The organism is Arcobacter sp. F2176 (genome assembly GCF_004116465.1).
GTDB lineage: Bacteria > Campylobacterota > Campylobacteria > Campylobacterales > Arcobacteraceae > Arcobacter > Arcobacter siniprincipis.
Window position 1 is genome coordinate 137,522 of the sequence record NZ_PDJV01000007.1, and the last position, 21,918, is coordinate 159,439.

Genomic DNA, 21,918 nt, shown 5'->3' on the forward strand with positions numbered 1-21,918 from the left:
TTTTATTTCCTAGAATATTGTTTAACTAATACTTCACTTTTTGCAGTATTATCTCTAATCTCATCATGCCAATTAAATCTTTCTCCATTTGTTGATTCTTCTTTTCCATTAAGCCATGATAAACAAACATTATAAGTTTTAGTTAATAATTTCATAAAAATATTTGATTCTTTAGTATTTGGTTCAATAAAAATAATTGTTGAGGGTTGATGACATATCCTATTTTGAATAAATTTGAATGATTCTTCAAATCTCTTATAATTACTACTTCCTACCCCACTAAATGCAGACATAAAAATGTAAAATTCTTCATATTTATCTTCATCTTTTAACCATTGTGTTGTTAAAAGATTAGTAGATTTCATATCTGATGCATTCCATTCAAAAATATCAAAAGTTATAAATATCAATTCATTTTCAAGTTCCAATTTTATTTTATTTAATAATTTTACATATATATCTAAAGCTGACTTTGAATAATCTCCTCCTAAAATATCTATAGAAATAGGTAATCTTGGTACTTTTGAAAATTGTCTTAATTCAGCTAAATTTGATAATAAAGATAATATACCAGCTCCTGTTCCACATGGAATATCTAAAAGAGAAATATTTCCACTTGAAAAAGTTGATTTTAAATCTTTTGAAATTTCTAAAAAATATTTTTTCGGGTCTAAAACGACAAATTGCACTCTCGCCGATGATGTTAAAAAACGTTCAGAGAAATGTTTTTTTGTTTCTTCCTCATTCCTACCACCAATTGCTCCATCATTTTTTTCTTCTTTGCAATTTGTTGCATACTCATACATGCCTAGACATTCTAATTCTTCTTTATAAAGTTTTATTAATTTTTTTGATTGATAAAGAACTTCATTTTTCCACAATAAATTTGGTATCATATTTTTCCTCTAATTTAAATTTCTTAATAAAGCTATCATTTATCAATTTTTATAACTATATTTTAGTATAATAGAAAATAATTTTATTCAAATCAATAATATAATTAATATACTTTAGTTATATTAAAAAATAACAAGAAAAATAAAACTAAATAGAAAGAAAACAATGATAAAGACACCCTATTTGACAGTTGATGGCATCATAAAACTATATGATGAAAAAGAAAATTTTAGAGGAATCGTTTTGATTGAAAGATTAAACAGACCACTAGGAATGGCTATTCCTGGTGGGTTTGTTGATATTGGCGAAACAGTTGAAAATGCAGTAGTTCGTGAGATGAAAGAAGAAACCTCACTTGATGTTACAATTGAATCACTCCTTGGAGTTTACTCAGACCCAAAAAGAGATGAAAGATTTCATACGGTATCAATAGTTTTTATATGCAAAGCCTATGGAGAACCTATAGCTCAAGATGATGCAAAAAAAGTATTTATATATGAAAAAGACAAAATACCACTTGATAAATTGGTCTTTGACCATAAAAAAATCATTAATGACTTTTTAAAGAAATAATAGATGAATGTCAAAATAAAAATTGGATAATTAAATTATAATTAACAATTTGATAACTAAGTAGATTATATAATAATATATAATAAAATTATTTTTTAATATAAGTTTTATTTTTTTTAGACTAATATAGATGAATTAATACCATAATTACTAAGTGAGTTTAAAATGGGCATGAATGAATACATAACAAATAAAGAAAAATATTATCTTATTAATAAAGAAATAATAAATGAAGGTGTTGAATTTTTCTTTGATTTATATGGGAAAAACTCAAAAGAAGAAAATGTTTCTTTAATCTCTACAAAAAGTAGAAAACTTATTCTTCACGATATTGAAAATCTGTCTGATTACAGATATCTGTATGTTCATGAAAATGAAAGAAAATTTTATGAAAATTATTATAATGATTTTATGAGCAAAAAACTCATACCAAAAAATATGAAAAATTTTTATGAAGAAGTTGGAAATACTGTAAATAATATATTTGAAAATCCTCAAACAATAAAAAATGTAAAAGAAGTAGAAATTATAGTAAATGATATGGTATCTACAATTTTACAAGATAGTTTTTCAGTAAGTTCATTTATAACTATACTTGCAAGTGATTACTATACGCATACTCATTCATTAAATGTAAGCGTTTATGCCTTATGCCTGGGTAAACATATGGGCATGAATAAAAAAGATTTAGAAAACTTAGGAATATCTGCCTTACTTCATGACTTAGGGAAAACTCAAATTAGTGACAAAATCATAAATAAAGAAGGTATTTTGACTGAACATGAATTTAATGAGGTTAAAAAGCACCCAATGTATGGATGGGCAATGGCAAGACAATTAGGAATTACAAATAAAGAGATATTATCAGGTATTAGAAATCATCATGAAAGAGTTGATGGTTTCGGATATCCAGATAAGCAAAAAGCTGAACACATGAGTATTTTTGCAAAAATAATTGCTGTATGTGATGTTTTTGATGCCTTAACCACCAATAAAAGTTATAAAAACTCAACAGGCACATTTAATACCCTTGTTATGATGAAAAAAGAGATGTCAAAACATCTAGATGGTAATGTTGTAAATCACTTCATTGGAGTATTTAAAGAAGAAATGAATAAAATACAACAACACAAATAATAATTAAACTATAATAAGCCTTTTAAGGCACTTGTTAAAAGAGTAGAAGAATCAACACCCCCTACTTTTTGTACATACTCAATAATTAATGGTACAAATTTACTAACCATATTAGAATCCATTCCCAAAGTTTTAAATGCAGTTTGTACAGATTCAGCTGAACTAATTTTATTCAATAAACTATCTGTCAATGAAGAAGTATTTAGATTACCTAAAGCTGGAACATCTTTTAACAAACTAGTATAGTCAGTATCAGAAATTTGATTTTTTGCATATTATAAAATTGTTGCTGTTCCTGTTGTAGCTTGAGTTGGTGTTATGTTCATATTTTTTGAGATAGAGCTTATTAAGTCATTTTCACTTGTTTTTGAAAGTTCGTTAGAGATCATATTTTTAACTTGGTCAAACATTCCAGCATGAGAAAATGTGACAAGTAGAAACATTATAGATAATAGGATTTTATTCACTATTCTTCCTTACTTTTTAGAAAATTATACCATAAGAAATTATTAGTTCTTCTTTTATTTAAGTAAATAGTTTAGTACTTTTATGAGAATTAGTTTTATTGCAAGTAGGACATATATTATGGAATTTCGATTCATCTTCTTCACAAATAACACAAGGATAAGTTAAAGAGGGAGAATCTTTAAATAATATCTTTTTTGATATAAATTTATTTGCCATATATGCAACATTTAAGATAGGGTCATTTTGTAGTTTCTTTAAAGTTTTTTGAGAAGTATTTGGATTTCGAGCCACTGCTCTTCTTACTTTATAATTAGAAGATTTCGAAAGTTTTTTTAACTCTTTTGGGTCAATACTTTTCTTAGCTTGAAGAGCTTCTTCAATAGATTTTTTCACTTTTTTCTCCATTATTTTTATTAAGAAAAAATTTTACTTTAAGATGGTTTCAATATAGCGACAGAAAATAAATGAGTTAATAATTTTATAGAAGATGATAAAAGGAGACTTTCTCCTTTTATCTAAAGAATATGGTCGTCTTTTCTTGGTTGCGGTAATATAAGATTTAAAAATATACCAGTAATAGCTCCAAGTCCAATTCCTGAAAATGAAACTCCACCAAAATTAAATGTCATTCCTCCAATTGCAAAAACTAAAATCATAGAAACAATAACTAAGTTTCTAGGACAGTTAAAATCAATATTAGCTCTTACTAAAGTAGAGATACCAACGCTTGCAATAATTCCAAAAAGTAATAGCATAACTCCACCCATAACTGGAACTGGGATAGTAGCTAGTATTCCACCTAATTTCCCAACAAATGCTAAAACAATAGCAGCAATAGCAGCCCAAGTCATAATTGCAGGATTAAAGGCTTTTGTTACTGTAACAGCACCTGTAACTTCTGAGTATGTAGTATTTGGTGGACCACCAAACATTGATGCAACAGAAGTTGCTAAACCATCACCTAAAAGTGTATTTTTTAATCCTGGCTTTTTAAGATAATCTACTTTTGTAACATTTGAAATAGCCAACATATCACCAATATGCTCAATAGCAGGAGCAATAGCAATTGGTAAAATAAAGATAATAGCTTGCCAGTTAAATTCTGGTGCTGTAAAGTTTGGCATAGAAAACCAAGAAGCTTTTGCTACAATTGAAAAATCAACTACCCCAAAAAATATTGAAACAACATAACCCACCAAAATAGCACCTAAGATAGGAATCAGTTTGAAAATACCTTTTCCCAAAAGTGATATAAATACCATAGTAAAAAGAGAAATCATAGAGATAATAATAGCTGTTTCAAAGGGAATTAAAACAATCGCTCCATCTCCTGTTTTACCCATAGCCATATTTACTGCAACTGGAGATAAAATAAGTCCAATAGAGATAATAACAGGTCCCACAACAACTGCCGGTAAAAGTTTATGAATAAAATTATCACCTTTTAATCTAATAATAAAACTAAGCACAACATAAAATAGTCCAGAAGCAACAAGTCCGGACATAGTTGCAGCTATTCCCCAAGTTTTTACCCCATAAGAAATAGGAGCAATAAAAGCAAAAGATGAAGCTAAAAAGATAGGTGGAACTGTTTTTCTATTTACAAGTTGAAATACTAAAGTACCAAGACCAGCAGTAAAAAGTGCAACATTTGGATCAAGTCCTGTCAAAATTGGTACAAGTACAAGTGCACCAAAAGCAACAAACAAAAACTGAATACCAAGAATAGAATCCTTGATTCTAAAATTATAATCTGTGGGTTTCATTTATCCTCTTTATTTAAATAATTTTGTTATGGTAACCAAATAATGGTTAATATTATGTAAACCACTGTTTAGGATATAAGCAATTTTGCGATATAATCTGGCCCAAATAATAAAATAAAATAGGACAAAATATGTATAAAGAAAGTACTAATATACTAGTAAAACATCTAATAAATAGATTAAGAGATGTAAGAACAGCATCAAATGAATTTAGACTTACAATTGAAGAGATTTCAAGAATAATTGCAGCTGAAGCCTTATCTGATTTTAATACAATTACACAAAATATAAATACATGGCAAGGTCCTTTAGATGTTCAAATGATAGAAGTACAAAAATTAGTATTAGTACCAATTTTAAGAGCTGGTGAACCTATGCTTACAGGTATTTTAAGAACTTTACCATATGCAAGAAGTGGATTTTTAGCTATGAAAAGAGATGAAGAGACTGCCTTATCAAAACTTTTTTATGAAAATATCCCAGAAATCGAAGATAAAACCGTTCTTTTGTTAGATCCAATGGTAGCAACTGGTGGTTCACTTATAGATGGAATTTCTTATTTAAAAAGTAAAGGTGCCAAAAGAATCATCTCTTTAAATATTTTAGGAGCTCCGGAAGGTATAAAAGCTGTTCAAGAAGCTCATCCTGATGTGGATATCTTCATAGCCCAAATAGATGAAAGACTTGATGATAATAAATACATAAGACCAGGTCTTGGTGATGCAGGAGATAGAGCATTTTATACACATGAGTAAAAACTTTTTTTATCCTAAATAATTTTAAAATAAAGGCTAATAATGGCTTCAGGCATATTTGCTCTTTTAGATGATATTGCTGTTTTAGCTGATGATGTGGCAGTTACAACTAAGATTGCCACTCAAAAGACTGCTGGAATTTTAGGTGATGACTTAGCAGTAAATGCCCAAAAGGCAATGGGCTTTAGTCAAGAGAGAGAATTAAAAGTAATTTGGGCGATTATAAAAGGTTCACTAAGAAATAAAGCCATAATCCTACCTCTAGCATTTATATTAAGTGCTTTTGCAGCCTTTCTTATCCCTTATATTCTAATTTTTGGTGGATTATACCTTCTTTATGAAGGTGCTGAAAAGATAGAAGAGTATTTTCACAATAAACTACATAGTCACCACGAAAAAGAGATTATAAATTCAACAAGCGATAATATTTTGAAAATAGAACAAGACAAAATAAAATCAGCAATATTAACTGATTTTATTCTTTCTATAGAAATTGTTATAATCTCTTTAAGTACTGTATTAAATGAAACCTTACCCTTGCAAATTTTTGTGACAAGCTTTGTTGCAATAGTTGCCACTTTTGGAGTATATGGAATAGTAGCACTTATTATTAGAATGGATAATATTGGATTTTGGTTGATTGAAAAAAACAAAGTTACAATAGGAAATTTTTTAATTGCCCTTATGCCAAAAATAATTAAGTTCTTAGCTGTTGTTGGAACTTTTGCCATGATTTTAGTGGGAGGAGGAATTCTTTCACATAATATTCATCCAATAGAAGAAGTTTTTTTTGAAAATATTCCTCTTATTTTAAATCATTTAATAGTAGGTTTTATTGTAGGCTTTTTACTTTTAGTTATTATCAACATATTAAAAAAAGTTTTTAAAAGAGCTAAAAATTAAATACATTTAGCTCTTTTCTATATCTAGTGACCGCCAGTTGTTTTTGGTATTTTCACTGGTTTGGGAGCTCCCCAAATCATAAGAGCTGCTAAAACAAATACTACTGAAAGAGTAATCATAACTTGATTGGTTGCCAACATTACACTTTGTTTATTTATCATCATATTTATTGTCTGATTAATCAAATCCGTACTCATTCCTGTATTCTCCATTGCCATTCTTATACTATTATCACTATCTGTAATGGCTACCAAATTAGCATGATTTTCAATTGTTTTATTACTCCAGGCAGTTGCTACAAATGATGTGGCAAAAGCTCCTGAAAGTGTACGAACAAAGTTCAATAATCCAGCTGCAGAATCCACCTCATTTTTTTCAACACTTGAAAGGGATAAACCCATTGCAGGAATAAAAAAGAAAGGTAGTCCAAATCCCATAAACAATAGAGGCAACATAACATCAATAAATGCCATATCTGTATTTGCAATACCTCTCCAAAAAGTCATAAGACCAAGCCATAAAACACCTACAAAAACCAATTTTCTAGCATCTGTAGTAGTTGCAGCTTTTGCCACAAATGGAGCGACTGTTAGCCCAGCAATTCCTGTCCAACAAGCTGCAAGACCAGCTTGCGTTCCTGTATATCCCATCAAAGTTTGAAGCCAAAGAGGAGTTAAAACATTGGCACCAAAATATGCACCAAATGCCAAACTTACAGTTAGTACACTAATGGTAAAGCCCCTATGTCTAAAAACTTTTAAATCAACAACAGGATGTTCATCATAAAATTCCCAAATTATAAAACTAACAAAACTTATAAAAGAGACAATTGCTAATATTACTATTTTATTGGAACTAAACCAATCAAGGTCTTTCCCTTCATCTAATACTAATTGTAAACATACAACCCAAATAATTAATAAAAATAATCCAACTACATCAATAGGTTTTTTAACTAAAGGTTCAATATAATCTTTCAATAATTGCCAAGCAAAAAAACCACAAATAATAACAATAGGTGAATTTAAGAAAAATACCCAAGGCCAGCTATATTCATCACAAACATAACCTCCTACAATAGGACCTAAAACAGGAGCCACAAGTGTTGTCATAGACCACATTCCAATAGCAACTCCCGCTTTTTCTTTTGGAAAAAGTCGTAAAAGTAGTGTTTGAGAAAGTGGCATCAAAGGTCCACCAGAAAATCCTTGAAATACCCGAGCAACAACTAATAAACCTAAAGAATCTGAAAGCCCACAGACTATAGAAAAAAGCCCAAACATAATCATAGATACCACAAATACTTTTACAGCACCAAACCTAAGAGCAAACCAACCTGTAAGTGGCACTGTTATTGCTTCACCTATTGCATAAGCTGTGATTACCCAAGTACCTTGAGAAGCTGTTGCTCCTAGATTTCCAGCAATATGAGGAACTGATACATTTGCAATAGTCATATTTAAAACTGCAATAAAATTTGCAGTTGTAAGCATAAGTGCAGCAACCCAAAACATTGTAGGAGATAATTTAAATTCTCCTATAACTTCTTCAGAAGAAGTTTTTTCATTTTGCATAATAAACTCTCATTTTATTTTTGGTTATATGTATCTATTTCTACATCCATTGAAAGACCTACTTTTAAAGGATGAGCTTCTAACTCTTCAGGAAGTAGTTTTATACGAACTGGTACTCTTTGAACAACTTTAATCCAATTTCCTGTTGCATTTTGTGCAGGAATTAAAGAAAAAGCAGCTCCTGTTCCACCAGAGAAACCTTCTACTTCACCATGATATGTAACATCGTCTCCATAAATATCTGCATGAACAATAGCCTCTTGACCAACTTTAACTCTTCTCAATTTTCCTTCTTTGAAATTTGCATTTACATATATATTATGAGTAGGAACAATTGATAATAAAGGTGTTCCTTCTTGAACTCTTTGTCCAAGTTCTACTTGTCTTTTGGCAATTATTCCACTTATAGGTGCTTTAATAATCGTACGATTAAAGTTTACAATCGCTTGGTCTAATCTAGCTTTTGCTAAAAGAACTTCTGGATTGTTTTCTACACTTACATTATCAATTCTTGTTGCATTTTGATTTCTTGAACCAATTGCTGAAACAATATTTGATTTTGACTGTTTAACTTCTGCTAGGGTTGAATCTAACTTTGATTTTGCATTTTCATAGGCATTTTTTGCTTTTGTCAATTCATCTGCTGAAATTGCACCAGATGAGATTAAATCTTCTCTTCTTTTTAAATCTATTTGTGCTTTTTCAAAGTCAGCTTTTGCAGAACTCAATTTTGCATTCATTCTCATCTCATCTGCTTTTCTTGCTTCTATTAAAGCATTTAGTCCATTATTATTTGCCATATAACCTTTTACACGACGAATTGCTAAACTTAAATTTGCTTTTGCTTCTTCTAGAGCTAAAGAAGTATCTGTTTGATCTATTTTTACTAAAATATCACCTTTTTTTACAACTTGAGTATTTGTAACAAGTACATCACTTATTGTACCACCAACAGAAGGTGTAACTTGTGCAATTTCAACATCTGTGTATGCATTATCAGTTGAAACATAGTGTGAAGCATAAAAATACCAATACAAACCAAAAATTGCTCCTATTAAGACAATCAATACCAAAAAAATCGAAAGTACTTTTTTTCTTTTACTTTGATTTTTCTTTACTTTTTCATTGATTTTTTTATTTTCTTCCATTATTATTTCCTTTTTCATTCATAGGCGATTGTTGAGTATATCCGCCTCCAAGTGCATACTTAAGTGCTATATCCAAAGTAAGTGCTCTGCTTTTTTGATTTATTAAATTTCTTTTTGTATTTATAAAATTTTCTTGTGAATATAAAACTTCTAAATAATTACTAAGTCCACCTTCATAACGCTTTGTTTTTATTTCATATGCTTCTTGTGAAGAATTTAATGCTTCTTGAGATTTTATAAGCTGTTTTGTCAATGCTCTTTGACTAATACCAACATCTGCAACTTCTTTTAAAGCTTGAGTTAGAGTTTGATTATAGTTTGCAACTGCTTGTTCATATATACTTGTATTTTTTCTCAAATCACCTTTTAATCTTCCTGCTGTGAAAAGAGGCAAAGAAATAGCAGGCCCCACTGAGCCCATATAAGAATCTTTTTCATGAAGTAAATTCAATCCTAAAGATTGCAATCCAATAAATGCTGAAAGATTTATATTAGGATAAAACTCTGCTTTTTTCTCTTGTATTAAATACTCTTTTGATTCTACTTGCATTTTTGCAGCTATTATATCTGGTCGTCTTCCCAATAAATCAACCGCTAAATTATTAGGAAATCTAAATTCTTTTTGATAAAAATTAATTGTTGGACGAGTTATTTTAAGACCCCTATCAGGTCCAGCTCCCATTAGTGCTGCTATTTTATTTCTTTGTAAAGAGATTTGTTCATCTAGTAATAAAACATTTTCTTGTGCATTTGATAATAAAGTTTTTGCATCATCAACACTTGATTTATTTTCAAGTCCATTTTCATATCTTTGATTTAATAAAACTAATAATTTATTTTGAACTGTTAAATACTCTTTTAGTTCATCTTTATTTGCAAATAATCGTGCTAACTCAGAATAACTACTTGCTATTGCACTAGAAAGAGTTAATCTTGTTTGTGCAAGTTCTGCTTTCATAGCTTCTACATTTGAGATACTAGCAGCTATAGTTGCACGATTTTTACCCCAAAAATCTAACTCCCAAGAAAAATTTAAAGTAGCTTGTCCATAATCATTCCAACCTTTAGGAGTTGAACTTGGAGGAGTAATATAGTTATAACTATGTTTTTCTTCTGTTACTTGTGCATTTGCACTTATTTGTGGTAAATTTAACGATTTTGTAACCTGAGTATAAGCATCTGCTTCTTTTAATCTTGCCATTGCTGAAATTATATTTGGTGAATCACTTAAGGCTTCACTAATCAATTCATTAAGTTGTTTATCACCATAAATTTTCCACCAGCTCGCTTTTGGCCATTGTGTATTATTATTATCAAATGATTCTTTTATTTTATACATTGATATTGAGTTTGGTTTAATTAATTCATTATTTTTAGGAATTGGAGCACAACCACTTATCATTATACTAAGTACCGTCATTGTAGTTAATATTTTATAATTTGATAATAAATTAGCAATTTTTCTATTCATTTATACCTTTCATCAAAATTGTACTGTACTGTACTGTTCATTTAAAGGAATATTATCTTTTTAAATGTTAAGATAACTTTAAAAAATCTATCTAAAAGAAATATTAATGAGAAAAAAAACAGAAACAAAAAGACAAACAATAATTCAAGCTGCAACAGAAGTCTTTAAAGAATTTGGTTTTGAAAGAGCGTCTATGTCAAAAATTTGTGCCAAAGCTGGTGGTTCAAAAACCACCTTATATAATTATTTTCCATCAAAAGAAGAATTATTTTTTGAAGTTGTATCTATGGCAAATGCAGAAGATTTTATATTTGTACATAAAATATTAGATGAATCAAATGAGGGAAAAGATGTATCTGAACAGTTATGTGAATTTGGTAAAAGATATCTAGCATTTTTGTATTCACCAAAACTAAAAGAGCTAAGAAGACTAACAATAAGCCAATCAGGAATAACAGATTTAGGAAAAATTGCTTACAATAATAGAGTATTAAAAAGCCAAAATATCATTTCTAACTTTTTAGAAAAAAATATAAAATTGAATAAAATAAAAAAAATAGATACTTCTATTGCATCAAAACACCTATGTGGACTTCTAGAATCAGAATTAATGTATCAATTTCTCTTTCAGATTGATATGGAGTTTTCAAAAAAAGAAATGGATCAAATGGCAATAAGAGCTATTAATGTATTTATGGATGCTTACAGGGCTTAATATTAAATATTTATCTACAGAATTTATTACACTCCCATTTAAAATGAAAAATCTATATTTTTAATTTATAACCAATTCCATAAATATTTATAATTTTTATATTAGGAATCTTTTTACGCAAACGAACAACCATATTTCTAATATTATCTTGTTTTACATCTTCATTATTTAAGTAAAAATAGTCTAATATTTTATCTATTGGGCAAATAAGTCCAAAATATTCTACAAGTATTTCAAATAAAAGTAAATCATATTTAGCTAGGATTACTAACTCTTTATTATAAAAAATAGATTTTTTTGTTTTATTCCAAGTGAGAGAATCACTTATATGAACTAATTCATCTTTTGAAGAATCAAACTTATCACTTACTTTAGATAATACAGACAAGATATTCTCAGGGCTAAGTGGCTTTGGAATAAAATATAAGATATCAAGATTTATATACTCAATTAAATACTTAGGATTTTGATGAGCAGAAATTACAATAAAAACTTGATTCTCATTTTCTTCTTTTATTGCTTTAATTAATTCAATACCCGTAAGTTTTGGCATCTCATAATCTGTCATCACAATATCAAAAGGTTTTCCATTTTTCTCTTGATAATTTTCATATATTTCTAAACCTTCTTTTCCATTTAAAGCAGTATGAACTTCACCAAAATAATCACATAAAACAGATGCTATCTTTTTTTGAAGAGGAAGATAATCTTCTACAAAAAGAATACTCAAATTTTTACACTTTCTATATAATAATTGTCCCATTATTTTCCCTCAAATAAAACTATCTCAAAACAAGCACCAATATCAGTATTTTTTGCACTTAATATACCAGCACTGTGATTTTCTATGACTATTTTTGATATATACAAACCTAACCCTGTACCATTTTTTTCATTTTTAGTAGAAAAGTATGGATCAAAAATTTTCTCTATAATTCTCTCATCAATACCCCCTCCATTGTCACAAATAGTAATAATAAACTTGTTGTTATCTTCTTGAATACTAATGTTTATTTGGGGATTTGCAATGTTTTTCTCTATAAAATTATCAATATCATTTTTAATGATATTTAGAATAACTTGCATAACTTCATTAGCATAAATATTTATACTTTTGCTTGTTTGATTATCAATCAATATTTTAATATCTTCTTTTTTTATCATTGTATTAAGAATATTTAAAGCCTTATCTATAGGTATGTCCAAGGTTGTAGATTCTTTTTGTTTATTTGGTTTAAAAAAGTTCGTAAAGTCTTCTATTGTACCTGTCAAATATTGAGTATAATTATGTATATCTTTCATCTCATTTTGTAAAAATTGTAAAAACTTTTTTTGTGATTCTTCATTATTAAAATCAAATTTTTCCAAATCAATCTTACTTTGAATACTAAAAGCGCTCATTCCTATCACACTTAAAGGTTGTCTCCATTGGTGTGCTATGATACTTAGCATCTCTCCCATTTGTGCAAGTCTAGATTGCCCAAGAAGAAGTTCTTCTTTCTTTTGTATTTCTTTTATACCTGTATCAACCCTATCTTGAAGTGAAGCATTAAGTTCTTGTAATTGAAATTGTGCATCTAAAAACTTTGTTTCAGCTTCTTTTTGCGCTCGCATATCTATTCCTATATAAATGATTTCATCATCAGACAAATTAACATTCACCCATCTACTAGGAATTATCTCTCCACTTTTAGATAAAGGATTCATATCAATATATTGTGTCTCTTTTCTAGTACGAAAAGCTTCTATCATAATCTCTTGTTGTTTTGGATCTGGGTGAAATAATGCAAATACATTCTCCTGTGCATTTAGCTCCTCCATACTCCACCCAAATACTCGTTCACATTCTTTATTCCATAATTTACAATGTCCTTTTGTATCAAAAGAATCAATAAATATAGGGGCAATATCAAAAAGTGTTTTAAAGTGTTCTTCTCTATATTTAAGATTTTTTTCAATTCTTTCTTTATTATAAATCTTATTTTCTAATCTTAATATCCATAAAACAAGCATTAAAATAATAAATATTAAGATTGATATAATCATAGTTTATCCTTTAAACAGTATGTTTAATTTTATCTCAAAACACCCAAAATAATTGAGCCAATAGTTTATTTCTTGATTCTTGTGATACAGATACTGCTTCACTTCCAAATCCATGAGCAAAGCTTGCCTTAAAGTTTAAACTTTTATATAAAACTGTATAACTGATTCCTACATCGTTTAATCTTCTTGTATTATCCTCTAAGCCATCCCAAGTATTAGTATTACTCCATATTTTTGCTGTATCATAAAAGATACCTACTTGATGAAATACTCCTTTAAATGTTGGTAAAGTGCGTAATAATTCCACTGAAAATAAAAAACCTTTATCCCCTGAAAGTTCATTATCTCCATAAGCTCTTAACCCATAAGCACCACCCACAGACAAATCTTGACTTGAATCTAAATTTCTATTAAAACCTGTTTGAGCATTAAATATTGTTCTTAGTGCTGTTTTCTCATTCAACTGAAAATTATGCGTTAAATTTAAATTTGCTTTTGAAAAACTACCAGCTGTATTAGCTATAGCATCATTTGTTTTAGCTGTTGGAGTTTCTAAGTTTTTATGCCCTTGAGTAAAAGAAAGAGTACTAAATAAAGAACTTGGCAAATTAAATAAGCTTATACTTTTAGAAGACTCTAAAGAGAAGGTAACGTCATCAACACTTTTTTTATCATCTTCTGCATTCATCCAATCTGTCATAACTCTATGAGCATATTGTCCTTTTATAATTAGACTATTTGAAGTATTTTTAATAATAGGATAACTAACTCCAGCTTCTATCACTGTGGCAGTACCATAAGCATCTAAAGATTTATAACTATCTCCTAAGGTATATTTTAATTTACTAAGACCTAAATTTGCACTCATTCCCGAATTAGCTATTGGTATATTATAAGATACATTACCGTAGTTTAATTCATTTGTAAAAGAGTTAAGAAAAAAGACATTTATACTATCCCCATATCCCAAAGGAGAGTTAAAAGTTCCTCCCAAACTAGCTCGCTCATCACCCACATATTTATTTCCATAATTATCTACGGCTACACTACCCTCAAACTTTTTTGAAGCTTCCATAGTAAGAATAAAATCACTAGTTCCGACCATTTGTCCCGGAGCAATTTGAGCATCAACAATTTGAAGTCCTGATAAAGAGTTGATAAGAAATATTTGCCTTTCTAAATCATCCATAAATATTACATTATTATCAAATTTAGAAAGATATTTTTTTATTGTTGCATCTTGAATATTTGATGAGTTTATTAAATTAAATTTTCCATAAACCCCTTCTATAATAACTATCCTAACAATATTATTATTTAAATTTTGTGCAGGGATATAAGCTCTTGCTACAAAATAACCTTTCGTTCTATAATACTTAGAGATAATATCTGCCACTTTTTTTATATCTAAAAGTGTCAATTCTTTACCTTCATATTCTTTTATAAGATTATGTAAAATTTCAGTGCTAAATACTGTATTATTTTCGATACTAAACTTTTTAACCATTACTTTTACAGTATCATTAGCTGTAATAGGTGCTTCATATTTTAGAGAAGGTAAAGCTGGTGCTTTCTTTTCTACTTGTTTTGAAGAGGGTTTTATCTCATTTAAGATTGTCCCAGAATTTGGTATGTTAGCTGCAAACATCATGTTTACTAGCAATAAAAAAGTTATTAAACTTTGTTTTACTATTTTTTTCATTTTATAATTCCTAATTATTTATTAATCCCGCTGGTAATTTAACACCATTGTTTACTATGTTAGTTGGAGGTTTAATACTTGCTATATTAATTTGTTGTTCTATATTATCTACTCTAAATGCTATTCCATTTTGTACAGGGGTTTTAATTTGTTTTATTTCACTTGTATCAAAGGTTTGATTAGTTGATGCTGGTCTTGGATTTATCTTTAATGTTCCATTAGCATAAGAGATAATATATCCTTGTTGGTTTGAGTATAATCCTGATGGAGTTAAGGTATAAGTACCTACATTTTTATCAGTACCATAATTGAGTGTTCCTAAAAGATTACTGTTAGTAGTTGTAGAGTATGTTACTCCATTGGCTCCATTATAAACATTCCCATCATAGGTTTTTGTGGCATCCTTTGCTGTAACAGTTAAGTGTGTCATAAAAGTTCTTAAAAGTGGTCTGGTGTTTCCTTCGTAGATTATCCAGTCATTTGTGAAGTCAAATCCTGTGTAAGTTGCTTGTGTAAAGGCATCTATTGTTCCTGTTGAACTATGTATCCCTGTGAGGTTTGTAAAATTTCCACCAGCATTTTGATTAAATCCATTTGCTTGTTCAGTAGTATCTATATCCCAATATGAGTTTGTAATAAAAGAACCTGAAGAATTTCCAACAAATCCACCCATATCAGTACCATTACTTACTTTTCCTGTTGCATAAGAGTTTGTAATCCTTGCCTGACTATCTAAAGTTCCTACAAATCCACCAATACGAGTACCATTGCTTACACTTCCCGTTGCATAGGAATTTGTGATAGTTGAAGTATTATTTCTCATTTCTCCCACAAAACCACCAAGATTACTTGTACCTGTAACATTTCCTGTCGCATAAGAACCTGTAATTGAACCAGCAGTCATGTATCCAATAAGACCTCCTATACGGATACCACCACTTACATTTCCAGTTGCATAAGAGTTTTTGATAGTTGCTAAAGCAGTCCCCATAGCTCCAACTAAACCACCAGCACTATTACTAGTACCACTAACAATTGCACTTGAATGTGAATTTTGAATTTTACCTTGATTTACTCCAACAAGGCCACCAACATTTAAAGTACCTTTTACCTCCCCTGTAGAATATGCATTTTCAACTATCCCAGCATTTCCTCCAACAACTCCACCAACGAAGCCATCACCCGTAAAATCAACATCAATAACTCCAACATTTTTTACTATAGAACTTGCTGTTGTTGCTCCAATTAATCCTATATTATTTCCTGACCCATAATTAATAAAAAGGTTAGAAACAGTATGACCAAGACCATCAAAAATACCTCCAAAATGTCCATTTATACGTCCCATAGGGTCAAATCCAGCTCCACTATTCCAAGAAGAAGTAGCACTTGCATCTATATTTGAACCCAAGACATAATTAATTAATACATTTCCGTTCATCCCTTGTAAGTCAGTTGTTGTTGTTGAACCTTCAGCTCCTAAAGAAGTTATAATCGTGTAATTTTTGACTGCATCTGCTGAGTATTTAGTTGAGAAACTTCCAGTTGAGGCTAAATTTATAGGAGCATTTATATTATAGGTTCCGGTTGATGTTGTTTGAGCATAGAGTAAAGACAAACCAGCTGTATTAGTTGCATTTAAAGCTGTATTAATATTTATATCATTTCCTGCATTCAATGTAAGAAGACTTTGCGTCCAATTTATAGTTTCATTTACATTAATATCATTATCAGCTTGTAGTATTACATTTGTCCCACCATTTAAAGCTGTTGATATAGTAGTTGCTTTTATACTAGAACCTGCAAGGTCTGTTCCGCCACTTGATTCAATAGTAATATCTGTTGGATCAAGTAACCAAGTTTTAGTTTTAATAGTAGAAGTATCTTTTATCCCAAGTACTTTTCCAGAAGTTTCAATAAATCCATTTTGTGCGGATAAAGTTCCATCAACAATCGTAGTTCCTCCATGAGCATAAAGAACTATTTTTCCATTATGGGTATCTATTGAGTCTGCTTCTATTATCCCTGTATTATTGACTACTCCATTTAAAACTGTATCTAAAGCTTGAGTTGTAAGATATATTTCTCCGCCAGCTACTTGTATGATTCCTTTATTTTCTACTAAAGAATCTAATATACCTTTATCAATAGTTAGTTTAATTAAAGAATTTCCATTGATATTTAGGCTTATTTTACTTGCACCTACCAAATGAATATCACCTAAGGTTGCTTTGATTAATCCTTCATTAGAAACACTTTTTCCTGCTAGGACTACATATCCATTTGAGTTTGCTGTTATGGTTCCTAAGTTTAAAATAGAGTTTGTACTATTACCACTTAGAGTATAGTTTCCTGCTTGGAAATCTTCATCACTCATATTTAGCGTTGAAGCTACTAATCCTCCTACATTTACACTTGAGCCTTTTGAAAAGACGATGCCATTTGGATTTAATAAAAACACTTGACCGTTTGCGTTTATTGTTCCTTCTATTAAGGAGCTTGTTACTCCTATAACTCTATTTAAAGTTACAGAAGAGCTATTTGGTTGTACAAAATTTACTGTTTCATTTGGTTTTACACTAAAGCTTTGCCAGTTTATACTGGCTTTATTAGAGGTTTGATTTATGGTTGTGGTATTTGCGGTTTGGGAAATAGTTGCCGTTCCTGTTGTGACTACTCCATCACTTGGGGATGCACTAACAAGGGTAATACTACCTAAAAGGCTACTTATGATTAAGGCTACTTTACCATTTTTTAGAATTCTAAATCTTGATTTATATTCATAATTATTTTTCATCTTTATTTCCCTAACTTTTCTTATTAGGAAAACTATAACTTATCATTGCTCCTCAACTGCTCGTTTTTTCTTTTTAAGATTAATTAATATAATTTCACATGAATAAACATACCAAAGTAGTATATACATAGATAAATACATCAGCTACAATTTTTAAAATTGATAATAAAAGAGGTGTTATTATGGCAAAACTTGTTGGCGTTATAGAAGGTGGAACCAACGGAACTCCACTTAATGGGATTCAAGTCATTGGTACAGATGGGGTTATTAGAGAGGTAAAAGTTGGGGATTATATTTATGAAGGTGAAAATATAGTTAGTACAAATCCCCAAGCTACTGTTGAAGTTAAATACTTAGCATTGTCTAAAGTTGTGACTTATGATGGTGTTTTTAATATACTTGTTGATAACTCTGTTTCTTCTCAATCAGATGAAACAGAAAATTCTCTTGGTCAAGATATTATTCCAATAGAAAACAATAATAGTGCAATTGTCACAAATCAAACTAGTCAAATGTGGAATGACAATTCATTTTCAGTAACTAATACAACATATGAACAAAACTATAATAATTTTGAAAGAAATAATGATAATAATAGTTTTGGAAATAATGATAATGATGAGTTTGAAAATGAAATCAAAGAAAATGAATCTGAAAACATATCTTTTGAAAACATCAAAATTCCTCTTGAAATCACTTCTTCAAATACTGCTGTTTTCAATGAAGATGCAGAAGGTGCTGTCTTGAAAATTACAGCAAATGAATCAATAGGAGTAAAATATAGTATAGAAAATAGTTTAGATGGAGCACTATTTACTATTAATTCTACAACTGGGGAATTGAGTTTTTTAAATTCTCCTGATTATGATACTCCACTTGATACAGACTTTGATAATGAGTACAATATTAATATCATAGCTACAGACAATGAGGGAAATTCTAAGACCCAACTTGTTTCTGTTTATATCAATAATATCAATGATGCTCCAACAGCTGTTGCTGATAGCGATACTACAAGTGAAAATCAGCTATTGACACTTGATGTGTTAGCAAATGATACAGATGCTGATAGTTCTGATTTTAAACTTAATAGTGTAGCTATCTCTACAAATGCGCACTCAACAGGATATGATGATTCAAAAGTAACAACAAATGCATCTGTTTCTATTATGAATAATAAACTAGTATTTAACTTAGGAGATGAATTTGATTATCTCTCTACTGGTGAAACTGTAACTGTGGTTGTAAGTTATGAGATGCAAGATGAGGGAGGTTTAACTTCTACAACAACATCAACTATTACAATAACAGGTACAAATGATGCTCCAATAGCAGTAGCAGATATTGCTACGGTTACAGAAAATGGATCGTTAACTATTGATGTATTAGCAAATGATACAGATATTGATAGCTCTAACTTCTCAGTAAATAATGCATCTATTTCTACAAATACACATCCTACAAGATATGATGATTCAAGTGTAACTACACATGCAACTGTCTCAGTGGTAGATAATAAATTAGTATTTAACCAAGGAGATGAATTTGATTATCTCTCTGTTGGTGAAACTGCAACTGTAGTTGTAAGCTATGAGATGCAAGATGAGGGAGGCTTAAGCTCTACTGCAACTTCAACAATAACAATAACAGGTACAAATGATGCTCCTGTAGCAGTGGCAGATAATCTTAATAATCACTATGTAGATTTATCAAACACTACAACTTCAAATATTGTGGTAGCAGATTCAAATACAATTAATTTAGATAGAAAAGATAATTTTAGTATTTCTGTTTCAGTTGAAGGCTCAGGCAATGAAAATTTTATGAATGCTATATTTGCAAAAGGAGATGCTCTTTCATTAAGAATTGGGACAAATAACAAATTAATATTTTCTATGGCTACAGAAAATTTTTCAGTAGTGGAACATTCGGATGGGACTATTGGATTTACGACAGAAACTATAAATGTAGGAGATGTTTTTTTTGATACTGGCATAACATATAATGTAAATTCGGTTAACAATATAACCTTTAGCTATGATGGGAAAAATGTAACTATTATCAATACTGATGAAAATGGAGTTACAAGTAGTAATTCTATACCATATAGTGGTACGGTTATAGACCCAGATTATTTAAATAATGACCTTACGATAGGAAATGGTCCAATAATTTCCTACACTATCTTAGGATATACTCAGGACTTTGAAAGTTCAATAGATGCTAATATAGATAATCTTTCTATGATTGTAGAAAATAAAGAAGTTCTTAATACAAATTTCGAGAATGGATTAACTGATTCTTATGGTCATACAATTACATTAGGGGATGGTACAACTTTAGAATATCAAGATAAAAATGAAGATACACCTTTAGTCATTAAAGTAGAAACACTTTTAGCAAATGATACAGATATAGATGGTGATACACTTAGTATCATCTCAGTTCAAGGAGCTACTCATGGTACAGTAGCATTATCAGCAGATGGTTCAACTATAACTTTTACACCTGATACAAACTATAGTGGAGATGCAAGCTTTACATATACTATAAGCGATGGAAATGGTACTACAAGTACTGTTAGTGCCAATTTTGATATAACTTCTGTAAACGATGCTCCCGTTGCTATAGGTGAAGTTATCACAAAAATTGCTGATGAAAGATCATATACCATCTCACCACCAATTACAAGAGCTTTTACATATCTTGGTTCAGAAACTTTAACTTCAAATATAAATGACTTTGATACTGATAATTCACAATATGCAAGACACAATTCAAATATTTTTGTTTTAGATGACAATGTATATTATACCTATGATGATCCTATGACAGGAACAGCTATTGATCTTTTTGATATAGCTTCTACTGATAATACGACCATACATGATGATGGAGATATTACTGAGCATATAGATAGTGTGGGATATTATAACGAGGGTGTTATCTTTGATTTTGCTAGAGAAGTTGATAGTATAATTGTTAAGATAGACCCCACTTCACAGATAACAGATGATGATAATGTCGAAGTTAGAGTATATAGTGATACATCAAATACTTTATACTGGTTAGCAAATTTTAACGAAAGTACTCAAACTTATACTATTAGTAATAATCATACTGGCTTTGGAATTAAACGTATTGCTATAATTGCAAAAGATGGTATAGATGGAGGACAAACAGAATTTAGAATACAATCAGTTACAGGAACATATACAGAATCAAAAACATTAGATGTTTTTACTATTGATAAAGATATGCTATTATCAAATGATACAGATGTTGATTCTAGCTCTTTAAGCTTAAAACTTGGAAATGGAATATTATATGATGAATCAAATGTAGCTATTGGTACAGTTTCAATTAATGCTCAAGGAGATATAACAGTCACTCCAAATGCCCACTTTGATGCAACAGATTTTTCCTATCCAAAGACACATATCTCAACACATTTTGAATATAGTGTAGTAGATGCGGATGGGGGTGAAAGTAGTCTTGTAAATGCAATAGTTAATGTAAAAGTTGGAACTGATACAAGTGATGGAGTTACCTTTACCCAAGGTGATCCAGTGGTAACTTTAGAGGGAACAACAATTACTACAAAGCCTGTAGATACCATGATAATAGGAACTGATGATAAAGATACTTTTTCAATAAATGGTACTATTGATTTGTCAAATGTAAGTTCTATTGAGGGGATTGACTTAAATAATTCTACAGCAAAACTTATAGGTTCTGGCGTAGATGGAGCAATAACACTTACTGATGTTATCTCAGCAACTGATAGTTCAAATGATTTGATTATAAATGCTTCTGATCATAATGCAAGTGATCAAATTACAGTAGATAGTTCATTTACTAAAAAGGAAGATTCAGTCACACAAGATGGTAGTGTATATGATTTATACTATGGCTCAAATGGAACTACACTCTTAGTTGAAATACATCAAGAAATTGTGTAGTTTA

At 29.8% G+C, this 21,918-nt stretch carries 17 protein-coding genes and 1 pseudogene; 6 read left to right on the forward strand and 12 right to left on the reverse strand.

Annotation, left to right across the window (positions count from 1 at the left end; all coding sequences use genetic code 11):
• Window positions 1-2: 2 nt before the first annotated feature.
• Window positions 3-896, reverse strand: coding sequence for a hypothetical protein (locus CRU95_RS08465; protein WP_129100708.1), 894 nt, complete (start codon window positions 894-896; stop codon window positions 3-5).
• A gap of 166 nt (window positions 897-1,062) precedes the next feature.
• On the opposite strand from CRU95_RS08465, the gene CRU95_RS08470 reads away from it, so the two are divergent.
• Together CRU95_RS08470 and CRU95_RS08475 are read left to right on the forward strand one after the other, a co-directional pair.
• Complete coding sequence (locus tag CRU95_RS08470; RefSeq protein WP_129100709.1) at window positions 1,063-1,470, forward strand: NUDIX hydrolase; 408 nt, start codon at window positions 1,063-1,065, stop codon at window positions 1,468-1,470.
• Window positions 1,471-1,641: 171 nt separating this feature from the next.
• On the forward strand, window positions 1,642-2,607 hold the full coding sequence (locus CRU95_RS08475) for an HD-GYP domain-containing protein (RefSeq protein ID WP_164969755.1): 966 nt from the start codon (window positions 1,642-1,644) through the stop codon (window positions 2,605-2,607).
• An 8-nt stretch (window positions 2,608-2,615) separates the two neighbouring features.
• Here the strand turns inward: CRU95_RS08475 and CRU95_RS08480 are convergent.
• The 4 genes and pseudogenes from CRU95_RS08480 to CRU95_RS08495 form a co-directional block, all read right to left on the reverse strand.
• Window positions 2,616-2,870, reverse strand: a pseudogene (locus CRU95_RS08480) (DUF2780 domain-containing protein); the annotation flags it as partial.
• A 12-nt stretch (window positions 2,871-2,882) separates the two neighbouring features.
• Window positions 2,883-3,074, reverse strand: coding sequence for a hypothetical protein (locus CRU95_RS08485; protein ID WP_129100712.1), 192 nt, complete (start codon window positions 3,072-3,074; stop codon window positions 2,883-2,885).
• A gap of 58 nt (window positions 3,075-3,132) precedes the next feature.
• The gene (locus tag CRU95_RS08490) at window positions 3,133-3,468 is read right to left on the reverse strand and encodes a hypothetical protein (RefSeq protein WP_129100713.1); all 336 of its coding nucleotides are present in this window, start codon (window positions 3,466-3,468) and stop codon (window positions 3,133-3,135) included.
• Between the two features lie 122 nt (window positions 3,469-3,590).
• A complete protein-coding gene (locus tag CRU95_RS08495) occupies window positions 3,591-4,841 on the reverse strand; it encodes a uracil-xanthine permease family protein (protein WP_129100714.1) in 1,251 nt (416 codons plus the stop codon).
• A gap of 131 nt (window positions 4,842-4,972) precedes the next feature.
• Between CRU95_RS08495 and upp the strand changes: the two genes are divergently transcribed.
• Both upp and CRU95_RS08505 read left to right on the forward strand, forming a co-directional pair.
• Window positions 4,973-5,596 (forward strand): uracil phosphoribosyltransferase, encoded by a 624-nt coding sequence (gene upp, locus CRU95_RS08500; protein ID WP_129100715.1) that lies wholly within the window; start codon window positions 4,973-4,975, stop codon window positions 5,594-5,596.
• Between the two features lie 42 nt (window positions 5,597-5,638).
• Entirely contained in the window at window positions 5,639-6,499 is an 861-nt protein-coding gene (locus CRU95_RS08505; protein ID WP_129100716.1) for a DUF808 domain-containing protein, read from the forward strand.
• Between the two features lie 23 nt (window positions 6,500-6,522).
• On the opposite strand, the gene CRU95_RS08510 is transcribed toward CRU95_RS08505, so the two are convergent.
• Genes CRU95_RS08510 through CRU95_RS08520 form a run of 3 tightly spaced genes read right to left on the reverse strand, consistent with a single transcriptional unit; the run spans window position 6,523 to window position 10,692 of the window.
• The gene (locus CRU95_RS08510; protein WP_258238662.1) at window positions 6,523-8,073 is read right to left on the reverse strand and encodes a DHA2 family efflux MFS transporter permease subunit; all 1,551 of its coding nucleotides are present in this window, start codon (window positions 8,071-8,073) and stop codon (window positions 6,523-6,525) included.
• A gap of 14 nt (window positions 8,074-8,087) precedes the next feature.
• A complete protein-coding gene (locus CRU95_RS08515) occupies window positions 8,088-9,221 on the reverse strand; it encodes an HlyD family secretion protein (RefSeq protein WP_129100717.1) in 1,134 nt (377 codons plus the stop codon).
• Window positions 9,208-10,692 (reverse strand): efflux transporter outer membrane subunit, encoded by a 1,485-nt coding sequence (locus tag CRU95_RS08520; RefSeq protein WP_129100718.1) that lies wholly within the window; start codon window positions 10,690-10,692, stop codon window positions 9,208-9,210. The genes CRU95_RS08515 and CRU95_RS08520 overlap by 14 nt, the downstream gene beginning before the upstream one ends.
• A 106-nt stretch (window positions 10,693-10,798) precedes the next feature.
• Between CRU95_RS08520 and CRU95_RS08525 the strand changes: the two genes are divergently transcribed.
• Entirely contained in the window at window positions 10,799-11,407 is a 609-nt protein-coding gene (locus CRU95_RS08525) for a TetR/AcrR family transcriptional regulator (protein ID WP_129100719.1), read from the forward strand.
• A 52-nt stretch (window positions 11,408-11,459) separates the two neighbouring features.
• Here CRU95_RS08525 and CRU95_RS08530 read toward each other — a convergent pair whose 3' ends face one another.
• From CRU95_RS08530 to CRU95_RS08545, 4 genes are read right to left on the reverse strand one after another with little or no spacing between them, the layout of a single operon-like run.
• Window positions 11,460-12,170: a response regulator gene (locus tag CRU95_RS08530; protein ID WP_129100720.1), complete on the reverse strand. Its 711-nt coding sequence runs from the start codon at window positions 12,168-12,170 to the stop codon at window positions 11,460-11,462.
• Window positions 12,170-13,453: a PAS domain-containing sensor histidine kinase gene (locus CRU95_RS08535; protein ID WP_129100721.1), complete on the reverse strand. Its 1,284-nt coding sequence runs from the start codon at window positions 13,451-13,453 to the stop codon at window positions 12,170-12,172. Before CRU95_RS08535 ends, CRU95_RS08530 begins: the two co-directional genes overlap by 1 nt.
• A gap of 34 nt (window positions 13,454-13,487) precedes the next feature.
• Window positions 13,488-15,155, reverse strand: coding sequence for a ShlB/FhaC/HecB family hemolysin secretion/activation protein (locus tag CRU95_RS08540; RefSeq protein ID WP_129100722.1), 1,668 nt, complete (start codon window positions 15,153-15,155; stop codon window positions 13,488-13,490).
• A 10-nt stretch (window positions 15,156-15,165) separates the two neighbouring features.
• Entirely contained in the window at window positions 15,166-17,952 is a 2,787-nt protein-coding gene (locus CRU95_RS08545; RefSeq protein ID WP_129100723.1) for a filamentous hemagglutinin N-terminal domain-containing protein, read from the reverse strand.
• Window positions 17,953-18,134: 182 nt separating this feature from the next.
• On the opposite strand from CRU95_RS08545, the gene CRU95_RS08550 reads away from it, so the two are divergent.
• Window positions 18,135-21,914, forward strand: a complete 3,780-nt coding sequence (locus tag CRU95_RS08550) for an Ig-like domain-containing protein (RefSeq protein ID WP_129100724.1) — start codon at window positions 18,135-18,137, stop codon at window positions 21,912-21,914.
• Window positions 21,915-21,918 lie beyond the last annotated feature (4 nt).

Excerpts from the sequence above, each read along its gene's own strand:
- CRU95_RS08475 (WP_164969755.1), top strand. The coding sequence starts at position 1,642 with ATGAATGAATACATAACAAATAAAGAAAAATATTATCTTATTAATAAA.
- CRU95_RS08525 (WP_129100719.1), top strand. The coding sequence starts at position 10,799 with ATGAGAAAAAAAACAGAAACAAAAAGACAAACAATAATTCAAGCTGCA.
- CRU95_RS08465 (WP_129100708.1), bottom strand. The coding sequence starts at position 896 with ATGATACCAAATTTATTGTGGAAAAATGAAGTTCTTTATCAATCAAAA.
- CRU95_RS08495 (WP_129100714.1), bottom strand. The coding sequence starts at position 4,841 with ATGAAACCCACAGATTATAATTTTAGAATCAAGGATTCTATTCTTGGT.
- CRU95_RS08535 (WP_129100721.1), bottom strand. The coding sequence starts at position 13,453 with ATGATTATATCAATCTTAATATTTATTATTTTAATGCTTGTTTTATGG.
- CRU95_RS08530 (WP_129100720.1), bottom strand. The coding sequence starts at position 12,170 with ATGGGACAATTATTATATAGAAAGTGTAAAAATTTGAGTATTCTTTTT.
- CRU95_RS08470 (WP_129100709.1), top strand. The coding sequence starts at position 1,063 with ATGATAAAGACACCCTATTTGACAGTTGATGGCATCATAAAACTATAT.
- CRU95_RS08540 (WP_129100722.1), bottom strand. The coding sequence starts at position 15,155 with ATGAAAAAAATAGTAAAACAAAGTTTAATAACTTTTTTATTGCTAGTA.
- CRU95_RS08520 (WP_129100718.1), bottom strand. The coding sequence starts at position 10,692 with ATGAATAGAAAAATTGCTAATTTATTATCAAATTATAAAATATTAACT.
- upp (WP_129100715.1), top strand. The coding sequence starts at position 4,973 with ATGTATAAAGAAAGTACTAATATACTAGTAAAACATCTAATAAATAGA.
- CRU95_RS08505 (WP_129100716.1), top strand. The coding sequence starts at position 5,639 with ATGGCTTCAGGCATATTTGCTCTTTTAGATGATATTGCTGTTTTAGCT.
- CRU95_RS08545 (WP_129100723.1), bottom strand. The coding sequence starts at position 17,952 with ATGAAAAATAATTATGAATATAAATCAAGATTTAGAATTCTAAAAAAT.
- CRU95_RS08515 (WP_129100717.1), bottom strand. The coding sequence starts at position 9,221 with ATGGAAGAAAATAAAAAAATCAATGAAAAAGTAAAGAAAAATCAAAGT.
- CRU95_RS08550 (WP_129100724.1), top strand. The coding sequence starts at position 18,135 with ATGGCAAAACTTGTTGGCGTTATAGAAGGTGGAACCAACGGAACTCCA.
- CRU95_RS08510 (WP_258238662.1), bottom strand. The coding sequence starts at position 8,073 with ATGCAAAATGAAAAAACTTCTTCTGAAGAAGTTATAGGAGAATTTAAA.